Raw genomic sequence first — 23,555 nt, 5'->3', positions numbered from 1 at the left:
TATTGAATGAAAACAAATATGTCAATATTTCCCCGCCATTTTTATTAAAATTTATATGTAAAAGTTTTCTTTGATAATCTAATTTGATTTTACTTCATTCCACTTATCCAGATACAGTTTTTCCAGATCCGTTCCAAGGTAATGGTAAGTAGAGCAGCGTTCCAATACGGAAGCATCCGGAAATGCTACTTCACTGTTTTTAATATCTTCATCGGCAATTAAATCTCTGGCTGCTTTATTAGGGGTGGAATAGGTAATGTATTCAAAGTTTTTTAAGGCTATATCCGGATCACACATAAAATTAATCCATTTTTCGGCGTATTCTTTGTTGGATGTATTTTTCGGAATTACCCAGCCATCAATCCATACATTGGATCCTTCCTTGGGTACGACATATTCAAGATCAGGATTTTCTCTCTGTGTATAGATTGCTTCACCCGAGTATATGACACCGATTGGATTTTCACCACCGATCATTTTATCCCTTACCTGATCTATAACATAAGCATCCACCATTGGAAATTGTTCCTGCAATAGTTTTTTTGCTTCTTCCAGTTCGGATTCATTTGTAGAGTTAATGGGATAACCTAAATAAGCTAAAGCAATACCAAAGGCATCCCTTACACTGTTAATCATAAGAATATCACCGGAGTATCCATTGGCATTAACGAAATCGGGATCAAAAAGTGCACCCCAGCTGTCAATTGGTTCTTTAATCATGGATTTATTGTATAAAATACCGACAGTTCCCCAACAGTAAGGAACACTGTATTTATTACCTGGATCAAATTCTTCGGCGCTTTTTAAGTAGGTGGGATCGATGTTCTTGATGTTTGGAACATTATCATAATTAATTTCTGCCAGCATATCTTCATTAATCATTTTTTGAATCATATAGTCAGAAGGACATACTACGTCATATTTAACGGAGCCTGTCTTTATTACAGGGTACATATCCTCATTCTGCTCAAATTCCTTATAATTAACACGGATTCCCGTTTCCTTTTCAAATAAGTCTTTTACCTCAGGGTCGATATATTCACCCCAATTAAAAACATTGAGAGTAGGTTTGCTGCTTTTCTGGCAACCGGATAGAGCGATTATACTAACAAAAGCGAGCAGTAAAACAATCGTAATTTTTTTCATCTTTATCCTCCTTTTGTAAAAACTTCTGTTTGGTGAGAGTAATATAGTACATATAAATAATTTAATTTTTTAAAGTAAAAGTAACATTTATATTCATCTGTTTTCCTTAGCGTTTACGGCTTCACAGGTTTTCGTATCCTGTCGTTTCTTCGGTTAATTAAAACCAGAAGGATTAAAACAGAGATGAATAGCAGAGTGGATAGAGCATACATTTCAGGTTTAATTCCCTTACGTACTTCCGTATAAATTTTGGTTGATAAGGTATCAATAGAAGCACCTTTTGTAAAGTATGTAATTACAAAATCATCTAAGGACATAGTAAAAGCAAGCAAAAATCCGGAGAGTACACCGGGAAAGATATCCGGAAATACTACTTTATAAAAAGCATAACGTTGTGTTGCACCTAAATCCAGGGCTGCTTCATAAGTATTTAAGTTCAGCTGCTTTAGTTTGGGCATGACGCTTAGAATGACATAGGGTATATTAAAGGTTATATGTGCCATTAGAACACTGGAAAAGCCTAAGGAATAGTTTAAGGCTACAAACAATAACATTAGGGAGATACCGGTTACTATATCAGCATTTAACATTGGTATGTTGGTAATTCCCATTAAAACAGCCCTGGGAATCCGTCTCATATTATTCATCGCCAGGGAAGCTGCAGTTCCGATAACGGTGGCAATCAATGCAGACAATAATGCAATGAGTAAGGTGCTGTATAAAGCTGTCATAATATCTTCATCCTGAAATAATCTGGAATACCAGCCAAAGGTAAATCCGCCCCATTTGGAACGGGATTTTGATTTGTTAAAAGATAATATAATCAAAATCAGGATAGGAGCGTAAAGAAACAATAAAATTAACACTAAATAGAATCTTTGGAGAAATTTTTTTACCATACGCTTTTCCCCACCTCCTCTTTATCATATTTAGCAAGTACAGCCATACTTATTAAAATAAATACCATTAATACTAAGGACAGACCGGATCCGGTATGCCAGTTATTCATAGTCTTAAATTGCTGTTCAATTACATTACCGATTAATACAACCTTACTTCCGCCAAGTATATCAGATATAACGAAAGTTGTCAGGGAGGGAACAAAAACCATCGTGATTCCGCTGATTACACCGGGAAGACTTAAGGGTAAAATAATTTTTATTAATGTCTGTATACTGTTGGCACCCAAATCTCTGGCTGCATTAATAATATCATCATTAATTTTTAACATAACATTATAAATAGGTAATATCATAAAGGGCAGGAAGTTGTAAACCATACCAAATATAATGGCAGACGGGGTATTTATGATATTTAATTGCGGCAGATGCAGCAAACCCAGAAACGAGTTAATTATACCGGTTTTCTCCAGAATATTCTGCCAGGCTAAGGTCCTTAGTAAAAAGTTCATCCACATAGGTAAAATAAATATCATAACAATAAAGGAATTACTTTTAAATTTCATGTTATGGAGAATCAAGGCTACGGGATAGGCAAGTACCAGACATAATACGGTACTGATTACAGATAACCTTAAGGAAAGCCAGAGTGCTTTCCGGTTAACGGGATCTGCAATCATAATCAGGTTAGTAAATGTAATACCACCGTCTTCAGAGGAAAATCCGTAATAAATAATCATAAGCAAGGGAATAATGATAAACACTGCCATCCAGATTATATAGGGGAAAGATAACTTAAGCTTACTGTTCATCCATAATCACCGCCTCTTCATCCTCCGACTCCGGTTTATTCATGATCTGTATGTCAAATGGATTTACCGAGATTCCAACTTCACTTCCTACCTGGGAGAAATCGGTACTGTGTACCAGCCATTCATGACCGGCAGCCATAACTTCCATTTCATAATGAACTCCTTTAAAGATTAATGAAGTTACACGACCGGTAATCAGACCCTCCTCCGGTTTTACCAGATCAATATCTTCCGGACGAATAACAACGTCAACCGGTTGATTTTTACCGAACCCAACATCCACACATGGGAAGTTGGTTCCCAGAATATTAACCAGTTTATCTTCAATCATAGTAGCGTGTAAAATATTACTTTCTCCGATAAAATCAGCAACAAAAGCATTCTTTGGTTCATTGTATATCATTTCCGGTGTTCCCACCTGCTGTATGTAACCCTGATTCATAACAACAATGGTATCGGACATGGTTAAGGCTTCTTCCTGGTCATGGGTTACATAAACAAAAGTAATACCAAGTTCATTCTTTAGTCGAATCAGTTCATATTGCATATCCTGTCGGAGCTTTAAATCCAACGCGCCTAAAGGTTCATCCAAAAGTAATACCTTTGGTTCATTTACAATCGCTCTGGCAATTGCAATTCGCTGCTGCTGTCCGCCGCTTAAGGAATCAGGAGTTCGGTTTTCAAAACCCTCCAGGTTAACAAGCTTTAAGGCATATTTTATTTTATCATTGATGTAGGTTTTACTTTTTTTCTTTATTTTTAATCCAAAGGCTATATTTTCAGCTATAGTCATATGGGTAAATAAGGCATACTTCTGAAATACGGTATTTAACTGTCTTTCATTGGGGGGTAATTTCGTAATATCCTTATCATCAAATATTATTTTACCGGAATCCGGATTTTCAAACCCGCCGATAATACGCAGCGTAGTTGTCTTACCGCAGCCGCTTGGTCCCAACAAGGTCAAAAATTCATTTTCTCTTATATATAGGTTGAGGGAATCAAGAACCGTATTATCATCATAAGTCTTTGTAATATCAATTAGATTTATCAGCTTATTGCCTGCCATGTTATATCCTCCTTGGTATTATAATTTTTTATATATAACTTTGTAACTATTGAAAGAGACTCTAGAAATTAGGTGGTGTTGAAATCCATAGCAGGGTGGCACCTTGTTTTTCCGAGGAGGTAATATAATGCTTTTTACCGGCTTTATAATAAAAGGATTCACCTTTTTTTGCTTTGAAAGTTTTATTTCCGATATGTAGTGTAATACTGCCGTTTAATACATATCCGAATTCTTCCCCCTCATGAGGGTTATCAGGGTAGGTGGAACCGCCTGGATCCAATGTCAAAAGAATTGGTTCAAGCATATTTTTTTGGGCATTTGGAATAATCCATTTAATTTCATTCTTTAATTCATTATCGTATTTTTCAAAATAATCCGATTTTTTAAAAACAACCTGTTCGGAAGCCGTTTCGGTAAAAAATTCTTCTAAATTCGTACCTAAGCATTGAAGAATATCTACTAGGGTGGCAATAGAAGGAGAAGTTAAATCTCTTTCTAACTGGGAGATAAATCCTTTAGACAGTTCCGCACGGTCTGCCAGTTCTTCCTGAGTTAAACTTTTTTGAACACGAAGTTCTTTAATCTTTTCTCCAATCTTCACAATAGGCCTCCTTAATAAAAATAAACTTTTTGTTTAGTCTTGCTAAACAAGCGACATATTTTATTATACACGTTATCTTTCCTATGTCAATAAATTAATATGAAAATTTTGTTAATTTTTTTGTATAAATAAAAATAATTAAACGTAAAAAGAAATATGTGATAAATTCATTAAAAACAACACACAAAAAAGGCCAAAATGCAAAAAGCCGGATGCTTAGTGAATTTTGACCTTACATATTAATAAAAGCAGTTTGCTAAATACAGGTAACCGCAGGAAACTAACATATGGTATTGCAGATTATATTAGAAACGAAAATGAATACTTATTAATTTTTTATCTTGGCAGTTTTTTAGTAATTGTAATATTAAACCGTAATTCTAATGACCAAAGAATTTTTTAATATTATCTATCCTGGAAGTCATGCTCATAAACAGCATATCTACAATTGTAACCGCTGTCATAGCTTCTACGACCACTACCCCACGGGGAACTATGATAGGATCATGCCGTCCTTTAATATTAACTTTTATATTTTCACCGGATTTATTTATAGTATCCTGAGTTTTCGCTATGGAAGGTGTTGGTTTAACGGAGGCTCTGAAAATGATTTCGGTTCCGTCACTGATACCGCCTAAGACACCGCCGGCATGATTGGTTAATTTGCGTACCTTACCTTCGTTATCCAGCCTGAAGTTATCATTATTATCAGAGCCCGACATCTGGGAGGATTGAAAACCTGAACCAAATTCAATTCCTTTTACCGCACCAATAGATAATATTGCTTTTGCAAGGTTAGCGTCCAATTTATCAAATACAGGTTCTCCTATACCTGTTGGCATACCACTTACAATACATTCAATAACTCCGCCAACCGAATCTAATTCCTGCATTTTTAAATCCAATAAAGCCTGAGCAGCCATGGATGCCTGCAAATCAGGCATGGCGAGAGGGCTAAGTAAGATATTTTCTTTATTACAGTTCTTATAATCTATGGATATATCGCCAATGGATTTGGTATAAGCACATACATTAATTCCTAGCTGATTCAGGATAGCCATTGCCACGGCACCGGCAGCAACACGCCCTATGGTTTCCCGTCCGGAGGAACGGCCGCCTCCCCGATAGTCACGAAATCCATATTTTTCATCATACGTATAATCCGCATGCCCTGGACGATAATAGTTTGCTATTTCAGAATAGTCACCGGAATGCTGATTTGTATTCATTACAACCAGGGAAATAGGTGTCCCGGTAGTTTTTTGTTCAAAAACACCGGATAAAATTTCAACCTGGTCACATTCTTTCCTGGGTGTGGCATATTTCGTCTGCCCGGGTCTTCTTCGATTCAGATAAACCTGTATCATTTCCTCCGTAAGCGTTAATCCTGCTGGGCAGCCGTCTACAACAACCCCGATACCCTTGCCATGGGATTCACCCCAGGTTGATATTTTAAATAAGTTACCGTATATAGAACCTGACATAATATTCACCTCATTTTCTTTCTTATGTACATTCATACATTAATAGACATAGTATATAAGAAAAGATAACCGTAATCAATATGTATTATGGACATTTGGGCAATAAATTCATATATTGTTATGATTGATAAATTATTTTTTGTTTTATATAAAGAATTTGTTTATCAATTTACTATACATTTACTGCACAAGGAGGTTACTATGCCAAATTATTACGACTTTAATAAGAGTAATGAATATCCAATTCCAAGAAACTCACAAAGTGACAATTTATATGCATCCGGCGAAACCAGAAAGGAACGAAGTGAGAAATTATCAGATAATTTAATTATTGATGACAATTCAGTATATGAAATAGATCCTGACTGCTATGAGAGAGTTAAACAGTTAAGGCTTAATCAGAAGCAGGATTGGAATAAGAAATAGAAAGATTCATAAACAGAAAAAAAGCTGCATCAGCAGCTTTTTTTCTGGACTCATTTTGAATCAAGACTTGTTTTGATGATAATTAGAAGAAACGGCCATCACCACATAAGCAAAGGATTAAGATAATTAATATGATAGAACTGCATCCGTCATTTCTACATCCATCGCCAAATCCACCGCCTAATAAACCATTATTACCGCCACAACAGCACAGTAACAGGATTATTATAAGGATACAAGATGAACCACCGAAAACTCCTCTGTCGCATCCACAGTTTGTTGCTGCTAAATCACTCATGTATGAGCCTCCTATTTGTTATTACAATGTATCATATGAATTTATGCTTGCCTCATTTCCTATATTTTTAAAAAAAATCATATTCTTTTTATCGCAAATAACGACATGATTAGTATATGAATCCCATAGGTTTTCCAATTTTTTATATTAAATCTAAAAAAGCTTGCATACTTCAGCAATCATTATAATATATAACTTATCAGAAGTTGCTTTTCAAACTTCTAATAAAGGCGGTGCTTTTTATCGTCACCCATATAATGATTAATACAGCGGCTGGAAATTGTATAATATATTATTAAAATAATAAATAATATGGAAAAATATAAGGCAATATATATAAATAGCAGAAATATTTGGTTTATATGTTGAAATAATACTTTAATTAAAGTATAATACATGTAATAAAATGGAAAAGGAGGAAATCTATGTATAACATTTTAATTGGCGGAGCTGCCGGTCAGGGTGTTGAAACAACGGCAGCAATACTGGAAAAATTATTAAAAAGATCCGGTTATTATGTATTTACTGTAAGGGACTTTATGTCACGTGTCCGTGGCGGCCATAATTTTTCCATGATCCGATTTGGTACTGAAATAATTACATCCCATAACGATAAATTGGATGGAATCATTGCTCTGAATGATGAAACAGTTATATTACATAAAAATAAATTAAAGGATAAAGGTTTTATTTTATGTGACAGTAGTTTAACAGCAGAAGAACCCGGATCATAAAACTGGATATGGATAAAATGGCAAAAGATTTGGGTAACATCAAAGCTTCCGGAAGTATAGCCGTTGGGGCGGTACTGAAATTGTTCGGAGAAACCTTGGAATATGCGGAAAATATTATGAAAACCTCCGTAAAAGAACAATATCTGGAGGTAAATTTAAAGGCAATAAAAGCCGGTTACGACAGTGTAGAAAAAAGATTTGATCATATGGATGGTAAATACGGTGATTGGATGTTAATATCCGGAAGTAAAGCTCTGGCTATGGGAGCAATAGCTGCAGGTTTAAAATTTTATTCTGCTTATCCTATGTCACCCTCTACTGCTGTTATGGAATTTCTGGCATCAAAATGTAATGAAACCGGTATTGTGGTTGAACAGGCGGAAGATGAGATAGCAGCGATTAATATGGCTTTAGGTGCTTACTATGCCGGAGCACGTGCCATGACTGGTACTTCGGGCGGTGGTTTCTGCCTGAAAGTAGAAGCCTTGGGATTCTCCGGTATCGCTGAAATACCATTGGTTGCAGTAGATGTTCAGCGTCCGGGTCCGGCAACCGGATTACCCACAAGAACAGAACAGAGTGATTTAAAATTTGTAATTTCTGCAGCACAGGGTGAATTTCCCAGAATGGTTATAGCATTAAGAAACCATAAGGACGCGTTTTATCAAACAGCCCGGGCATTTTACCTGGCTGAAAAATATCAGATACCTGTTATTCTGTTAAGTGATCAATATCTTGGTGATTCCACTGCATGCGTGGAACCTTATGATTGTAGCAATATACCGAAAGCTGAACCGGCAAAAGCGGATGAAATGGAAGGCGAATATTTAAGATACGACTTAACGGAGGATGGTATATCACCAAGATTAATTCCGGGTAATTCCAGATACTTTGTTTCCGCAGACAGTGATGAACATGATGTATACGGATTTATTACGGAATCAGCTGAGGTACGTAAAGCTATGATGGATAAGCGTATGAGAAAATTAAATAAATTAGAAGAGGAATTAACAGAACCGGAGTTTATTGGAGCAGAGAACTGTAGTACATTATTACTTGGATGGGGATCCACATATGGACCTATAGCTGAAGCGGTAAAGAGTTTGAATGCAACGGAACATGGTAAATATGGCGCTTTAGTATTTGGCGATCTATATCCTTTACCAACTAAAAAGCTAAAGGAATTAACAGCTTCAGTAAAAAACATTATTAATATAGAGCAAAATGCAACAGGCCAGTTAGCAGATTTAATACGGGAGAAGACTGGAATTACGTGTACAAATTCCGTACTAAAGTATGACGGCCGACAGATATCCGGCGAGGAGATTACGCAAAGATTACTGAAAGGAGGCTGTATTTAATATGGATACATTCAGCACTTATGAAACAGCCTGGTGTCCGGGCTGCGGTAATTTTAACATATTAAGATGTTTAAAAACAGCCTTGGAGGAACTTGGCAAAGATCCTTTTGAAGTACTTATGGTTGCGGGTATCGGCCAGGCAGCCAAGACACCGCAATATATCAGCGCCAACCGTTTCTGCGGTTTACACGGAAGATCATTACCTGCAGCAGTGGCAGCAAAAATAGCCAATGAAAAACTTACCGTAATCGTAAACACCGGCGACGGTGACTCTTATGGTGAGGGCGGCAATCACTTTATACATAATATAAGAAGAAATGTAGATATAACTCATTTTGTTCATGATAACCAGATTTACGGATTAACCAAAGGCCAGGCATCACCTACAACTGGAGAAGGACATAAAACAGACGTACAGATAAACGGTAACAGTAATACACCTTTTAACCCCATACTTATGGCAATCTCAGCGGGAGCCGGATTTGTTGCAAGATCGTTTAGCGGAGATACGGAGCATTTGATTTCTGTTATGAAAGAAGCAATCAGTTATAAAGGATATGCATTTGTTGATATTTTGCAGCCATGTATCAGTTTTAATAAGGTGAATACTTTTGCGTTTTATAAGAACCGGGTTTATCATTTAGAGGATAATTATGATCCCACGGATAAAATGGCTGCTTTTGGGAAAGCCCTGGAATTCGGAGATAAGATTCCTATTGGTATCATATACCGGGAAACAAAAGCAGATTTTCATGCAAAAAATCAGATATTAAAATCCGGAGAACCTTTATTGAACAGGCCAACAGATCCAGAGGTTATGGAAAAATTAATACAGGAGTTTGTATAAAGAAAAATTATAGATTCATACTATAAAACAGGTCACTATACAAATTAGGTAATTGCGAAACACCATTATTGCATCTATATACCATACAATTATACTATTTCAGAGCCAAATCTGTCCCATAGGGCAACTGAAGCTATGAAATAGTATTAATTGTATGGTATATTCAGAAAATTAAATAGTTTCGCAATTGCCTATATTATAAATATTAAGGAGGTATATTATGGCAGTTTCAAATGCAATGACAAGTGACTTTTTACATTCCGCATACGGCGGTGAAAGTATGGCACACATGAGATATCTAACCTGGGGGGCTGTAGCTGAAAAAGAGGGTTTCCCCAATATTGCAAAGCTTTTTGAGGCCATATCCTTTGCGGAAAGAGTTCATGCAAATAATCATTTTAAGGAAATCGACGGGACTACCTCGGATGCTACCGTTACGGCCGGAGCAGTATTTGGAACGGGCAAAACGGTTGATAATTTACAGGGGGCCATCAACGGAGAACTCCATGAAGTAGAGCAAATGTATCCGGTTTATTTAAATGCCGCTGAATTTCAAAATGAAAAGGGGGCACAGCGCTCTTTCCATTTTGCTCTTGAAGCAGAAAAAATACACGCTGATTTATTTGCACAGGCACAGAATGCGGCAAAAGAAGGAAAAGACATGGAATTAAAATCCGTTTATATCTGTCCGGTCTGCGGTCATACCGTACTAGACGGAGCTCCGGATAATTGTCCTGTTTGCGGTGCTAAAAAAGATATGTATAAGAAATTCTAAATAGATGGATATATATCTGTATATATTTGTTGTCTGATGGATTATGGCGTAACAAGATTATATGGTATGAAATATTTGGCAGATAAAATTGTTCCGCTATAATCTGTTATAATTAGAAAAGCTGATATAAATTTATAATCTAACAACCTGGTCTGGAATATGGTTAAATTTCACAAAATCTCTGCGAAATTAAACTATTTCCAGACCAAAATTATGTAAATTATTTTTTGTATCAGCTTTTTTATAACCTGTTTTTATTCTAACAATTTTGGGATATTTAATAATCCCCAGCCCTGCTTTGACCAGGGATAACCTAAATCAACTGCGCTTTCCCTGAGTTTTAATTTAACTTCCTTATTCGTCATTTTCGGATATTTGGATAATAATAAAGCAATTGCACCGGAAACTATTGGCGTTGCCATAGAGGTTCCGCTTTTTATGGTATACATTAAATTGGAATAATCATTGCGTGGATTATTCAGTAAATTATAACGGTATCTTTGATAATTTTTCATTGTACTGCAGGATATGATATTAGAACCCGGTGCCACAATATCAGGTTTTTTAATGCAGGAAGCCGTAGGCCCCCTTCCGGAATAATCCATTGTCTTATTACCAAATAATTCAACGGTAATCCGGTCATCGGAGGAGCCTACTGTGATCACTTTTCTGCTGATTCCCGGAGTAGATATGGACATGGGGCCGGGACCATTATTGCCGGCAGCTACAACCACCACAATTCCTGCATCCCAGACGGCATTAACACCTTTGACCAATAAAGAGTTCTCATCCACATTTTCCTTCGTTGTAGTTCCGACGGATATATTAACAACACGGATATTATATCTTTCTTTGTTATCAATGATCCATTGCAGACCGGCTAAAACATCGGATATATTGCCGTCACCTTTCTGGTCTAGAACTTTAATTCCAACCAGATTGCATTTTGGCGCTACTCCAATATATTTACGGTTAGATAAAAATCCGTTTCCACCGATAATACCGGCCACATGACTTCCGTGGCCGTTGTCATCATAAGGTTCCGTTCTGCCGTGTATCAGATCATAAAAACCCAGTATGCGGGTACCGCCTTCCGTAAAATCCTTATGCATACATATACCTGTATCTACAACGGCAACTCCGATGTTTTCACCAAATATCTTTCTTTCATGTGCCCACTTTAACTCAATGATTTCCGCTGCGCGGTTCATTTGGGCAGTAATATGGGTGTCAACCTCATAACTCCATAATGCATTTTCTTCTTGCAGCTGATCCAATCTGTCTTGCTCCACTTCAATGACATAAGAATCAATCATAGGAAGCCGATATTTAACCTTTCCCATAGCTGCAACTTCGTCATAATTATTTTCATAGTCACTGCAACTAACAATGATTTGTATATTTTGCTTTGTATTCATGGCAGCCCAAATTCTTTCTTTATATCATTATTAATCTTATGAACGGCCTCCTTGTCTTTATGCAAATAATTACAAGATAATTTAATGATAAATGACAAGGGAATTCTGACAAATTAATTCGAAATCTGCCATAATAAAGTAATACAAAAAAAATAGGATTGCTATCAGGTTCAGGACAATCTCTGGCAGCCTTCACAAAGATAAATACTCCCGCCTAAATAGGCTTCTTTTTTAATTAAGGTACCACATACAGGGCAAGGCTTACCGGCGGTATTTTTACTTAATATCGTATGATATCCGCCGTTTTTGCCAAACAAATCTTTTTCCGTATCACGTCCGCCGTCTTTTGCCATCCTATTAATTACTGTTTTTACAGCATCAAACAATCCGTTAGTTTCATCCCTTGCCAGGGTATCTATTTTTCTTTTGGGGTGTATTTTTGCATGAAATAATATATCCTGCAAAATACCATTTCCAAGTCCCGGAATACGCTGTTCCGTTGCTAAAAAGGCTTTAGCGGAGAGATTTTTTTTATTCTCTTCCTGAAACATGGTGTCAAAATAGGACTTTGAGAAATCGGTACTTAAAGGAGAGGGCTTCCTTTTGGCAACCAGATAGTAGGGATTCTCATTTTCACCTTCATGATAGACCCATAAACCTCCGTACATCTGGACACAACAGACCAGGGATGAATCATCCTCAAAATCAATCCTCAGTTGATGTTTAGCCGGTATTTTATCCCTTTTTTCAAAATAACGAATATTCACACCGTCGCTGAATAATATCCGTATGTCACCGGCATATAGTTCCACTTGACCCGCAACTGCTTTTGCCTCCTTAATGCTTTGGCCAGTAAGTAAAAACCGGTAATTACTCGGATCACCAAAATACCAGGCAAATTTATGGGGTGATGAATTAGCAACTGCGTTTTTAATTAGTTTGCCTTTCAGAGTTTGGTTAATCTGTTTGGAAATAGAATAACTTTCTGGTAGCTCCAGCATAATAGCCTCCTTTAATACCTTAATTTTACAATTATTATATCAAAAATGTATTTATTTCACAATGAAATCATATTTTTTGCATCTTAAGATAAAATTAAGATGACTTCTTACAAAAGTAAGAGTAAAATAGAAGTCGGGGCAAAATTTAAAAAAGTAAGGCAATTATGATTTTATTACAATTAGGTATGATATTTAAGAAAGGAAGAGATGTATGTTAAAAAGAAGTAAAAAATTATTTGTATTGCTACTCGCTTGTATTATGACTGTTTCTTCAGCGATTTTTCCAAAAGAAGTCAGCGGAGCTGTAAAACAGTATGGAATAATCGTTGCTGACAAAAATGGAAAGTATTCCTTTTATGATTTGAACAGTAAGACGAAAGCTGCCGGGATAGAGATCACGCAAAGCGGTAATATCATGGTACCCTTAAAGAAATTAACCAGTCTGATGCCTGCTTTAAGCTTTAGCTATGATTCAAAGATGAAAAAGGCTGCTGTTGTAAATATAAGTAACGGCAGGAAAGTTACTTTTACTAAAGATAGTAATTATTGTGATTATTATGCCAATTCCAAGTCCAAACCGGTTAAAAAATCAATGCCCTATAAAGCCTATATTTCCACAAACAGTTCTGTAATGATGATTCATATGTCTGCCTTAAAGTGGGTTATGTCAGTTACAACAGGGGTTAAATCTTTTAAAACTGCAGAAATGCAGACGACAGGATATGATACATATACATACAGCGGGTTAATTGCTTATAATCCTTATGGGGCTGTATCAGCGATCCCTAAAGCTACCAGTGTTACGAACATCTCTAATACGGTCAAAGTTACAATTCCGGAGGGTTATTCCGTAGCTCAAGTATTTAACCTGCTTGTTAAAAAAGGAGTTTGTCCGAATACGACCGGTTTATATGATGCTCTTAATAATTATGATTACAGTAAATATACCCTAGTCAATGAGATAGTGAAAAATAAAAACAGATGCTTTCGTCTGGAAGGGTATTTATTCCCTGATACCTATGAATTTTATCGGTTAAGTAAACCGGAAGATGCAATCGGAAAGTTTTTACGGAATACAGAGTCTAAGATTACTGCACAAGACAGAGAAAAGGCAGAAAGCCTTGGTTATTCCATGGATGAAATATTAACAATTGCATCCCTGATTGAAAAGGAAGCGGGAAATTCAGAACAAAAGGCTATGATTTCATCCGTTATCCATAACCGTTTGAATGATAATATGAAGTTACAGCTGGATGCTTCCATTTTTTATGTGGAACGATATATTAAACCTTATATTACCGGAGATATTAACCGTTATAATTCATATTATAATACTTATAAATGCAGTGCCTTACCAGCAGGACCGATATGTAATCCAGGCAAAGCCTCCATCCAGGCAGCGTTAAATCCTGCGGAGACGGATTATTTATATTTTTATAGTGATGAGAATGGAAAATATTATTACGCATCAACGTATGAAGAAATCCAAGCGGTTTCAGGCAAATAAGAAAGAATTTATAAGATAAGATTTTATAATGATATTTTATCAAATATAATTTAGTATTTAAACGATAAGTCAGTTCGAACTCTATATATTTTTGTAGTGTTCAACTGGCTTATATTTTTATAAATATTTTATAAAGTATTTATATTTATTTAATTGTATATTTGTTATATAAGGTGTATAACATATATTACAAAGGATATAAAAATATTGGATCCTTTACAATAGAAATGGTTCTATTGCAAATTAAAAGAATGGAGTGATTTTTATGTTAAGACCAATGTTATTTGAACAAACGCAACCTTTATTTTTCAGTAAGTTTTACAATGATTTCTTTGGAGATTTGATGAATGGTTTGGGTAGTTTTAGTACGGACGTAATCGATAAAGGTGATCATTATCTGCTGCAGGCTGAAATGCCCGGGTTTAAGAAAGAGGAAATTAGTATAGATTTAGATAATGATGCTTTAAGAATTACTGCAAAACACAGAGAAGAAAGTAAAGAAGAAAAAGATAACTATATCAGACAGGAAAGGCGTTATAATTCCTATTCAAGAAGTTTTAATGTAAGTGGTATCAGTAAAGATAACATATCTGCATCCTATAATAACGGAATACTAGAATTAAAACTTCCGAAAGAAAATGCTGAAATAATTGATTCCAAACGTATAGAAATTCAATAATTCTTTCTTTAGATAAACGGGGTGTCCTGGCAAAGGGGTCAGGACACCCCGTTTTTTTTCCGGGAAGCAAAATGAGAATTAATTTGTGAAAAAATTGTGTTTCAACATTTCTCCATAAAACCTCCATATAAATTAAATATACTCTAGGAGAAGATTAAGTTAAGGAGGCAGTGTTAAATGAAGAAAAATGCAGTTATTATATTAGCAGTTATTGCAATTTCAGTTGCATCTGTTAAAACAGGTTATGCTTTCTATGGAAAACAAATATCGAATACTAAGACGAATGTAACACAAGTAACAAGTAACACAGATAACGTTAGGGAAGGAGTATCTCAAACCGCTTTTTTAGAAACAGATAATACTCAGAATGAAACAAATGAAACAACGGATCAGATATTAGATTCAAATGATCCTACGCTGGCAGCTTCCGGACAGGCGGATGATAGTTTAAACAGCGCTAATTGCTGCGGAAGCGGATCAATTTCCATGATTGATGAGAATGGTAATCTAAAAGACCGTGAAACCTTTGAGAAAGAGTTAAAGGATGCTGTGGCAAATGGAGATATCACCGAGGATGATGCGGAATACTATTCCTTTATGTATGGACAGTGCGCCCAGGCATTTGGTGCAGGGGCTTCTGATTCTGGCAATCCGTCGACCAATAACAATAATGGAAACTTTCCTTCCTGTCATTAATAAAACGATGAAACTACTTAGATTAGAAGAGAGGAATAAATAATGGCAAATAAGAAACAAACTAAAAAACCAGAAAACCAAAAGGTGAATCCCCTTATGATCGGTGCTGTAGCCGTAGCTGCTATCGCTTTGTCACTTGTTTTATTTGCACCAAAAGGAGATAAAAATTCGAATACAGGTGCTGCAAATACAACAGAAACTACCGTTTCTGCAAATAAGTCAGAAACTGACGGTACTGCAAATACATCAGAAGCTGCCGCTTCTACAGATTCCAATGCAAAAAAAGCAGTATTAAATGATAACGGGGATGTAGTGATTAATGTAGCCGATATTACGGAAAATGCAACATTTTATGAATATGATTCCAATGGAACAACGATGGGATTATTTGCAGTAAAAGCAAGTGACGGTACAATCCGTACAGCTTTAAACACCTGTCAGGTATGTAACGGCAGCCCTTATGCTTATTTTGAACAACAAGGTGATTCTTTTCAATGTCAGAACTGCGGTAACCAATTCAGCCTGGATATGATTGGACAGGAGCGCGGCGGTTGTAATCCTGTACCTATTACAGCAGATGACGAAACAGCTAATGATACAGAAATCGTTATTCCGGCTAAATTCTTAAAGGATAATGCCGAGAAATTCACGAACTGGAAGAAATTCTAATGAATCAGATAAAAAAGAAATTATCAGTTTCAGGTATGAGCTGCGCACATTGTGAACTGACAATTGAAAATACCTTATCCGGTTTAAAAGGTGTAGAAACTGTTAAGGCAAGTTTCGGCAAAGGTGAAGTTTTCGTAGTCTATGATGAGGATATTGTAAAGCTTGAAAAAATTAAATCAGCTATTAACCATTTAGATTATAAAGTGGTTGAAGACTTACCTGAAACGAAACCGGCCCTAAATTCCCAGGCAATCTATATTTTAATTATGTTGTTTGGCGGATATATTATATTAAAACATTTTGGCTTACTGGATTTTACTAATTTCTTCCCTCAGATACAAAATAATATGGGATACGGAATGCTGTTTCTGATTGGACTTTTGACCTCACTCCATTGCGTAGCCATGTGTGGCGGTATAAATCTGGCGCAAAGCGTTAACTCAGTTAAGGGCGGCCATTCCGTGATATTACCGAATCTTTTATACAATCTCGGACGTGTGGTATCTTATACTGTTATTGGTGGCATTGTAGGTGAACTGGGCTCCGTAATCAGCTTCGGCGGTGGATTCCGCGGTGCAATTGCAGTATTTGCAGGAGTTTTTATGGTAATCATGGGTTTAAATATGCTTAATATTTTTCCGTGGCTCCGCAGATTTAATTTACGAATGCCAAAGTTTATCGGTAAGAGGATTAGTAAAGAAAAATATAAAAAACATTCATCCTTTTATATTGGCTTGTTAAATGGTTTAATGCCATGCGGCCCTCTGCAAAGTATGCAGCTTTATGCTCTTTCGACCGGAAGTTTTTTTGCAGGTGCTTTATCCATGTTCTTATTTAGTCTTGGTACGGTTCCTTTAATGTACATCCTTGGAACCTTAAGCAGTAAATTAAATAAACGATTTACAGAAAAAATGATGGCTGTCTGTGCCATGCTGGTTGTTGTATTAGGTATTGGAATGCTTAATAACGGGTTGGCTTTATCCGGTATAACTGTTCCCCAGATACAGACCAGTGCGGAATCCGTTAACGTTGCAGAGAGCAATGGGGAGTATCAATCGATAACTACTTCTCTGGATTATGGAAGATATCCGGCAATCACCGTAAAAGCTGGGATCCCGGTTAAATGGACCATTAAGGCCGATAAGGGAATGATTAATGGATGTAATAATGAAATGATTATATCGGAATATGATCTTAAAGTTAACCTGAAAGAAGGAGATAATGTTATAGAATTTACACCAACGAAAGCAGGTAAATATGGATACAGCTGCTGGATGGGAATGATACGCAGTTCCATTACAGTTGTAGAATAGTTAATAATAAGACTTCATATACTTACGCTGCTTTGCACCAACAATAAGGGACATGATGTGAAAGTTAATTTTGCATCGTGTCCCTTATTGTTTTGGGTACTTATTCCTGTTTCTTTACATAATATTAACAATTCTTAAATATACGTTTTACTTAAAATTGATATTCTTATTTGGAAAAAAGACGAAAAAGCAGAATGTAAGTAATAAGAAAGTTGGGGAAAACTTATGAAAAAAGAAAAAGGAAATAGTAAAGAAGCCGAAATACGAATAAGAAAGGGCAAGGTAAAAATAAGTGGTATTAAGGATTACCGAAATAAATTCTTAAATTTATCTATATATAAAAGATTAAATTTAACATTTTTATACACGGGGCTTATCGCTTTATTTATTGTAATAATTGGTATTGTTAATATGAAGATTATAGATGGTAAATTAAATCGGTTTTATGACGGACCTTATACTGTAGAAGAAAATGTACTGAAGTCACAGGTTGCCATGAAAAACATAGAAAATAACATTTATAGGGCTTATATGACTAAAAAAGAAGAACTTTGCAAAAAGTATATTGAAGCTTCAGAGGATGAATATGATAAATTAGAGTCGAGTGTTAACGAATTATCGAATGCATTAAGTTTGCTTAAAAATGATAATATAGAAACGGTGAATAATTTAAAATCAGAATTTGAGAAAGGTAACCGGTATCGAAGTCTGATATTAGAGAGTGCGAATTCCTTTGATCAGGATAAAATATACAGTATCTACAAAAATGATTATGTGCCGATATTAGATCATATTGTTACAGAACTCAGTGATATTGAAAGTAATTTTGTTATTTATGGTAAAGATTATATGAAACAAGCGGACCAGACTGTTAGTAGAAGTATACTTATATTCATTCTCTTAATTCTCACAGGAGCGGGCAGCTGTATTTACTTGTTGAAAATAACCATAAAAAGTATTACGGGACCTATAGCTAAATTGGAGAAGGCAATGGATTCCTTATCAATAGGCGATTTAGGAATTGAAATCATAAAGTCTTCAGAAGACGAAATGGGTACTTTATGTGATTCTGTCATGGAAACTGTACATAAGCTTAAGAATTATATTACCGATATAACGGATACGGTAAAACAGCTGGAAGAAAAAGATATGACTGCCCATGTTTCAATTGAATATGAAGGAGATTTTAAACCGATTCAGAATTCACTCAATAATACAATAATTTCTTTACGTAATATGATACAAATAATTTCAGATACTGCAGAACAGATAACAATTGGTGCGGATCAAATCTCCCAGACTGCGAAAATTGTTGCTGAGGGTGGTTCAGAACAAATGAGTGCAATTAGTCAATTAGCAGAACAAATCCATACAATAGTTATTTTAGCCGAAACAAATGTTAAAGATGCCTTATACATTCGGGAACTATCTAAAAATACCGTCACTGCGGCACAGCTCGGTAATAGTCATATGACGGCATTGGTACATGCCATGGAAGCAATTGCAGAACATTCCGGTAAAATCTCAAAGGTAATTCATGTAATAGAAGCAATAGCGGAGCAGACGAATTTATTATCTCTTAATGCATCCATAGAAGCAGCAAGAGCAGGTAATGCGGGTAAAGGATTTGGTGTAGTTGCTGCAGAAATAGGCAAATTAGCTTCGGAATGCAGAGATGCGGTTAAATCCAGTGCTGAACTTATAAATGGTACAATAAACGCTATAAAAGATGGGGTTTTGGTTGCAAATGAAACAGCAGATAAGTTTCAATTAATTCTTGCGGAATCCGAAAAAACCAATCAGGTTATGGTAAGTATAGCGGACAATTCTAAAAGAGAGGAAGAAAAATTACAGGATTCCATGGCATATCTAAAACAGATTACGCATATTGCCGAAACGAATTCTGCAGCCTCACAGGAAAGTTCGGCTATGAGTAATGATTTCATAAGTCAGGCAGGAAAACTTGAGGAACTGCTTCATTCCTATACTTTATCCTGATTATTAAATAGAAACGATAATAGGTTGCGCCTTATGTTAAATAAAATTGAATATTGCTGAATTTTGTTGCACCTTTTGTATGCAAGAACCATATTATTATACTGTAAGGATTATATATCCTGATCCATTTAGAAAGGAGTTTTTGCATGAACGCTGATCATAATTCATCAACTTCGAAATCTTCAATTGATAATTCAAATGTAGATAAATCTATTGTAACAGCTACCAGTATGGGTAATTCATGGAACCAGGGACGCCCGTCCGGCCCGCCAAACCAGTACCCGCCGGATACCCCCAGGCCGCCATATCCTCCATGCCCACCGGATCCCCCCAAGCCGCCGTATCCTCCATGCCCACCCGGACCTCCAGGACCGCCCGGACCTCCAGGACCACCCGGACCGCAAGGCCCACAAGGTCCGCAAGGATTAATTGGTCCTATGGGACCTAGAGGCCCAGCAGGCCCGGCAGGACCTCCAGGTCCACAAGGTCCTGCGGGAGCTACGGGAGCAACGGGAGCAACCGGCCCGGCAGGTGCGCCAGGTCCAATCGGTCCAACTGGCCCGCAAGGTGAGCAAGGACCTATAGGTTTAACAGGAGCAACAGGAGCTACCGGTCCAATCGGCCCGGCAGGTCCACAAGGCGAACCAGGCCCGGCAGGTCCGGCAGGAATTCCCGGCCCGGCAGGTCCACAAGGTCCAGCAGGAGCAACCGGCCCAGCAGGTCCACAGGGTGAAGCAGGTCCAGCAGGAGCTACGGGAGCAACGGGAGCAACCGGTCCGGCAGGTCCGGTAGGTCCAATCGGCCCGGTAGGTCCAGCAGGTCCAACCGGTCCAGTAGGCCCAATCGGTCCAATCGGTCCGGCAGGTCCACAAGGTGAACCAGGTCCAACAGGAGCAACCGGTCCGGCAGGTCCGGTAGGTCCAATTGGTCCGGCAGGTCCAACCGGTCCGGTAGGTCCAATCGGTCCAATCGGTCCGGCAGGTCCACAAGGTGAACCAGGTCCAACAGGAGCAACCGGTCCGGCAGGTCCGGTAGGTCCAATTGGTCCGGCAGGTCCAACCGGTCCAGTAGGTCCAGCAGGCCCTCCAGGCCCTCCAGGTCCAACAGGAGCAACCGGTCCAGCAGGCCCTCCGGGTCCAACCGGTCCAGTAGGTCCAACCGGCCCAGCAGGCCCAACCGGTCCAACCGGTCCAGTAGGTCCAGCAGGTCCTCCAGGCCCTCCAGGTCCAGCAGGTAGCTTAGAAAGTTATGTATATCGTTACAGTACTGACCCGTCTATTACTATCCTTGGCGGAGATGATTTTACTTTTTCAAGCGGTAGTGTACCGGCAGTACCCACAGGTATAACTCTACCAAATGCTACAGAAACTATTTTAAATGAACCTGGTTTTTATCTGGTATCTTTTACTGCGGATGTTATTGGGGCCTTAACTTCTATATCCATTAATTTAAATGGTACTCCTGTTCCTGGCGGAACGGCAGGTGCATTTGCAGCTACCAATATTATTGAAATTAGTGCTATTGTTGAGGTTACTCAGGCTCCGGCAGTTCTTACTATTTGTAACAATTCATTTGCAACTATCGGATTCCCGATTCTTGCACCGGGCAGTGTAGTAAGTTCCTTATATATTTTAAAATTATAAGTAACTCATAGATAGATGATGGGCTGTTGCTAAATATTTAGCAACAGCCTTAATTTCCGCGAAAGCAAAGTGAGAATTAGCAAGCTTGCTTGCAATAATTCGAACGCGCACGCGAACCGAAGAAACTCGCAAAGCGTGTTTCTTCCGGTTGTAGGCTTTAGCCTGCTGAACATAGAGGAGTTTCTCTCAACAGAGAAACGGATCTATGCTCAGTAATAAACCACCCGCTTTGCGGGCAATGTCGTCAACTTAAGCCAATTTATGCACTTTAAAAATCTCATCAATTTTTGTTAGCCCTTGAAAAAACATGTGAAATAAAGCTATTTCAAATGAAATAACTTTAAATGAACAGATTTTATTGTGTTTATAAACAATTCTTCATATGAGAATAGAATTTTCGTCGAGTATGTTTGCGATATCGCCCGTATTTTCTATTCGGCCGGACTATAGAACGTACCATTGCAGCTTCTTCTGTTAGCAAATATATCGTTTGAATCACAATGTCCATTTCTGATTTCAACAGTATTAATATAGCACTTTTTGTTCTGCTTAAGATAAACTACGGTTTGCCTGATAGGTATGTTTTTTGAAAATTAATGAGGAATCTGATGAAATTTTCGATTTCAAGACGGTTTTTTAATTCACGCCAAATGATGTGTTGCGGCAGGAAGGGGTTATTTCCGAGGTGTTGGGGAGGATTGCCATAATGGCAGAGCAATACCCTGAATTAAAAACTAATCAAAATTATATAAAAGCAAGACGCAGTGGAAACTTTTGAAAACATGGTGCGCACCAGTCGCTTGATTTACAATGATAGCGTGACAAAACTTAACCGTGAAATCCGTATGTTCCCGGTCTCCATGATTGCTGGGATGTTAAGATTTCGGAAAAGAGAGTATCTTGAGGAGCAGTAGCCAAGGTAGATGTAATTATCAAACCATCTGACGATGCAGAAATTTGACGCGAAGAAACGACAATTGCTTGGAATTAGAGCAAGACCAAAGTCATCCAATTAAGATCCCTATAAAGAAAAAAGTCTTGAAATTTTGTAATTTCAAGGCTTTTTTCAGTTATATGGAAGCCTATTATCTAAGACATGGCAATAAGTAAAATAAGAGATTCAAGAATCCAAATTACGATTCGTGCGGTAGGAGACACGATTCGTGCGGTAAACGGTTATTAAGTGAAAGATTTGGTAATATTATGATAAGCCATAGCGATTGAACAAGGAAACCTGTTACAAAAATGTATCAGTTTGAAAAAAGATTATAGAAAGAGAGTGAGACGTATGCAAAGGGGGAGTATTATGTTTAGTTTAGAAGAGACTTATAATCAAGCAATAATAATTTCGCGCAATATTGTGGAAGATATCAGGTTTGGCAGAAATTTATACTTAAATCCTGTTGAAATGTGCTCTATTCAAATTTGTAAATATCTAGATGATGATGCGAACATATTAACATTTCTAAACAGTGTTCAGGATAAAAACCCTTATATGTATTCGCATTCAGCTAATGTAGCTTTTATATCATTTGTCATTGGCAAATGGCTGAATCTAGATCATTTAAAACTAGAAAACCTGGTTCGTACAGGGATTTTACATGATATAGGGAAAGCAAAGATTAAAGATAGTCTATTAAATAAGGCTGATATTTTAACATTAGAAGAGGTTGAAAAATTGAAATCTCATCCTGTCATTGGCTATAAAATATTAGAAAGCGTCAACACATTCGATCCAGAAGTGTTACAGGGTATTTTATTCCACCATGAAAGAATGGATGGTTCAGGTTATCCCTTGGGGCTAAAGGCAGAAAAAATTAATTTGTTCAGTAGGATAATAGCAATAGCTGATACATTTGATGCAATCACAGCTACCAGAACATATAGAAAAAAGAATTCACCTTTAAAAGCGATTGAGGAAATACAAGTAAACAGCTTCAACCATCTGGATCCACATATTTGTCAGATTTTTATTAATAATATTATTGACTGCTATAATGGTAGATCGATTCGGTTAAGTAACGAACAAGTCGGTAATATAGTGTATATTAACCCAATAGATATAACGAAACCAATAGTTCAATGTGAAAATGAGTATTATGATTTGTCGATAGAAGAAGATATTGAAGTAGTTGAGTTTCTTTAGTGCGGGTAAGCTACAAAAAAGCTTTGAAATCCA

At 37.0% G+C, this 23,555-nt stretch carries 22 protein-coding genes and 1 pseudogene; 14 read left to right on the top strand and 9 right to left on the bottom strand.

Features of this window, described 5'->3' with window-relative positions; translation table 11 throughout:
- Nucleotides 1-78: 78 nt before the first annotated feature.
- The 5 genes and pseudogenes from Ana3638_RS26895 to aroC all read right to left on the bottom strand — a co-directional run bounded on the left by Ana3638_RS26895 (nt 79) and on the right by aroC (nt 6,011).
- Nucleotides 79-2,045: pseudogene (locus Ana3638_RS26895) on the bottom strand (extracellular solute-binding protein).
- On the bottom strand, nt 2,039-2,857 hold the full coding sequence (locus tag Ana3638_RS18950; RefSeq protein ID WP_161839426.1) for an ABC transporter permease: 819 nt from the start codon (nt 2,855-2,857) through the stop codon (nt 2,039-2,041). The pseudogene Ana3638_RS26895 and the gene Ana3638_RS18950 overlap by 7 nt, the downstream one beginning before the upstream one ends.
- Nucleotides 2,847-3,926: a spermidine/putrescine ABC transporter ATP-binding protein gene (gene potA, locus Ana3638_RS18945; protein ID WP_161839425.1), complete on the bottom strand. Its 1,080-nt coding sequence runs from the start codon at nt 3,924-3,926 to the stop codon at nt 2,847-2,849. The genes Ana3638_RS18950 and potA overlap by 11 nt, the downstream gene beginning before the upstream one ends.
- A gap of 61 nt (nt 3,927-3,987) precedes the next feature.
- Nucleotides 3,988-4,527: a helix-turn-helix domain-containing protein gene (locus Ana3638_RS18940; protein WP_161839424.1), complete on the bottom strand. Its 540-nt coding sequence runs from the start codon at nt 4,525-4,527 to the stop codon at nt 3,988-3,990.
- A 380-nt stretch (nt 4,528-4,907) separates the two neighbouring features.
- On the bottom strand, nt 4,908-6,011 hold the full coding sequence (gene aroC, locus Ana3638_RS18935; protein WP_161839423.1) for a chorismate synthase: 1,104 nt from the start codon (nt 6,009-6,011) through the stop codon (nt 4,908-4,910).
- 201 nt (nt 6,012-6,212) lie between these two features.
- On the opposite strand from aroC, the gene Ana3638_RS18930 reads away from it, so the two are divergent.
- Nucleotides 6,213-6,437 (top strand): hypothetical protein, encoded by a 225-nt coding sequence (locus Ana3638_RS18930; RefSeq protein ID WP_246240383.1) that lies wholly within the window; start codon nt 6,213-6,215, stop codon nt 6,435-6,437.
- Between the two features lie 82 nt (nt 6,438-6,519).
- Here the strand turns inward: Ana3638_RS18930 and Ana3638_RS18925 are convergent, their stop codons facing one another.
- A complete protein-coding gene (locus tag Ana3638_RS18925; protein ID WP_161839422.1) occupies nt 6,520-6,735 on the bottom strand; it encodes a chorion class high-cysteine HCB protein 13 in 216 nt (71 codons plus the stop codon).
- A gap of 425 nt (nt 6,736-7,160) precedes the next feature.
- Between Ana3638_RS18925 and Ana3638_RS26490 the strand changes: the two genes are divergently transcribed.
- The 4 genes from Ana3638_RS26490 to Ana3638_RS18910 all read left to right on the top strand — a co-directional run bounded on the left by Ana3638_RS26490 (nt 7,161) and on the right by Ana3638_RS18910 (nt 10,452).
- The gene (locus Ana3638_RS26490; RefSeq protein ID WP_330587659.1) at nt 7,161-7,469 is read left to right on the top strand and encodes a 2-oxoacid:acceptor oxidoreductase family protein; all 309 of its coding nucleotides are present in this window, start codon (nt 7,161-7,163) and stop codon (nt 7,467-7,469) included.
- A gap of 17 nt (nt 7,470-7,486) precedes the next feature.
- On the top strand, nt 7,487-8,830 hold the full coding sequence (locus Ana3638_RS18920; RefSeq protein ID WP_330587658.1) for a 2-oxoacid:acceptor oxidoreductase subunit alpha: 1,344 nt from the start codon (nt 7,487-7,489) through the stop codon (nt 8,828-8,830).
- A gap of 1 nt (nt 8,831) precedes the next feature.
- Entirely contained in the window at nt 8,832-9,677 is an 846-nt protein-coding gene (locus Ana3638_RS18915) for a 2-oxoacid:ferredoxin oxidoreductase subunit beta (protein WP_161839421.1), read from the top strand.
- 220 nt (nt 9,678-9,897) lie between these two features.
- Nucleotides 9,898-10,452 (top strand): rubrerythrin family protein, encoded by a 555-nt coding sequence (locus Ana3638_RS18910; protein ID WP_161839420.1) that lies wholly within the window; start codon nt 9,898-9,900, stop codon nt 10,450-10,452.
- A gap of 254 nt (nt 10,453-10,706) precedes the next feature.
- On the opposite strand, the gene Ana3638_RS18905 is transcribed toward Ana3638_RS18910, so the two are convergent.
- Together Ana3638_RS18905 and Ana3638_RS18900 are read right to left on the bottom strand one after the other, a co-directional pair.
- On the bottom strand, nt 10,707-11,663 hold the full coding sequence (locus tag Ana3638_RS18905) for a S8 family peptidase (RefSeq protein ID WP_161840631.1): 957 nt from the start codon (nt 11,661-11,663) through the stop codon (nt 10,707-10,709).
- A gap of 377 nt (nt 11,664-12,040) precedes the next feature.
- On the bottom strand, nt 12,041-12,871 hold the full coding sequence (locus tag Ana3638_RS18900; protein ID WP_161839419.1) for an endonuclease VIII: 831 nt from the start codon (nt 12,869-12,871) through the stop codon (nt 12,041-12,043).
- Nucleotides 12,872-13,082: 211 nt separating this feature from the next.
- Here Ana3638_RS18900 and mltG point away from each other — a divergent pair, with 211 nt between their 5' ends.
- From mltG to Ana3638_RS18870, 6 genes are all read left to right on the top strand, one after another.
- Nucleotides 13,083-14,378 carry an endolytic transglycosylase MltG gene (mltG, locus tag Ana3638_RS18895; protein ID WP_161839418.1) on the top strand — a complete coding sequence of 432 codons (1,296 nt, stop codon included), beginning with the start codon at nt 13,083-13,085 and terminating at the stop codon, nt 14,376-14,378.
- Between the two features lie 265 nt (nt 14,379-14,643).
- On the top strand, nt 14,644-15,057 hold the full coding sequence (locus Ana3638_RS18890; RefSeq protein WP_161839417.1) for an Hsp20/alpha crystallin family protein: 414 nt from the start codon (nt 14,644-14,646) through the stop codon (nt 15,055-15,057).
- Nucleotides 15,058-15,234: 177 nt separating this feature from the next.
- Nucleotides 15,235-15,753, top strand: coding sequence for a hypothetical protein (locus Ana3638_RS18885; RefSeq protein ID WP_161839416.1), 519 nt, complete (start codon nt 15,235-15,237; stop codon nt 15,751-15,753).
- 42 nt (nt 15,754-15,795) lie between these two features.
- Nucleotides 15,796-16,422, top strand: coding sequence for a DUF2318 domain-containing protein (locus tag Ana3638_RS18880; RefSeq protein ID WP_246240380.1), 627 nt, complete (start codon nt 15,796-15,798; stop codon nt 16,420-16,422).
- Nucleotides 16,422-17,735, top strand: a complete 1,314-nt coding sequence (locus Ana3638_RS18875) for an urease accessory protein UreH domain-containing protein (RefSeq protein ID WP_161839415.1) — start codon at nt 16,422-16,424, stop codon at nt 17,733-17,735. Before Ana3638_RS18880 ends, Ana3638_RS18875 begins: the two co-directional genes overlap by 1 nt.
- Before the next feature lie 225 nt (nt 17,736-17,960).
- On the top strand, nt 17,961-19,733 hold the full coding sequence (locus Ana3638_RS18870; protein ID WP_161839414.1) for a methyl-accepting chemotaxis protein: 1,773 nt from the start codon (nt 17,961-17,963) through the stop codon (nt 19,731-19,733).
- Between the two features lie 157 nt (nt 19,734-19,890).
- Here the strand turns inward: Ana3638_RS18870 and Ana3638_RS25385 are convergent, their stop codons facing one another.
- Nucleotides 19,891-20,067, bottom strand: coding sequence for a hypothetical protein (locus tag Ana3638_RS25385; protein ID WP_246240376.1), 177 nt, complete (start codon nt 20,065-20,067; stop codon nt 19,891-19,893).
- Between the two features lie 103 nt (nt 20,068-20,170).
- Here Ana3638_RS25385 and Ana3638_RS18865 point away from each other — a divergent pair, with 103 nt between their 5' ends.
- The 3 genes from Ana3638_RS18865 to Ana3638_RS18855 all read left to right on the top strand — a co-directional run bounded on the left by Ana3638_RS18865 (nt 20,171) and on the right by Ana3638_RS18855 (nt 23,522).
- Nucleotides 20,171-21,376 (top strand): hypothetical protein, encoded by a 1,206-nt coding sequence (locus Ana3638_RS18865; RefSeq protein WP_246240374.1) that lies wholly within the window; start codon nt 20,171-20,173, stop codon nt 21,374-21,376.
- Nucleotides 21,377-22,158: 782 nt separating this feature from the next.
- Nucleotides 22,159-22,290, top strand: coding sequence for a LemA family protein (locus Ana3638_RS26890; RefSeq protein ID WP_246241183.1), 132 nt, complete (start codon nt 22,159-22,161; stop codon nt 22,288-22,290).
- A gap of 392 nt (nt 22,291-22,682) precedes the next feature.
- Nucleotides 22,683-23,522, top strand: a complete 840-nt coding sequence (locus tag Ana3638_RS18855; protein WP_161839413.1) for an HD-GYP domain-containing protein — start codon at nt 22,683-22,685, stop codon at nt 23,520-23,522.
- Nucleotides 23,523-23,555 lie beyond the last annotated feature (33 nt).

It is taken from the genome of Anaerocolumna sedimenticola, assembly GCF_009931695.1.
Lineage (GTDB): Bacteria > Bacillota > Clostridia > Lachnospirales > Lachnospiraceae > Anaerocolumna > Anaerocolumna sedimenticola.
This window is presented reverse-complemented; position numbering and strand designations above follow the sequence as displayed.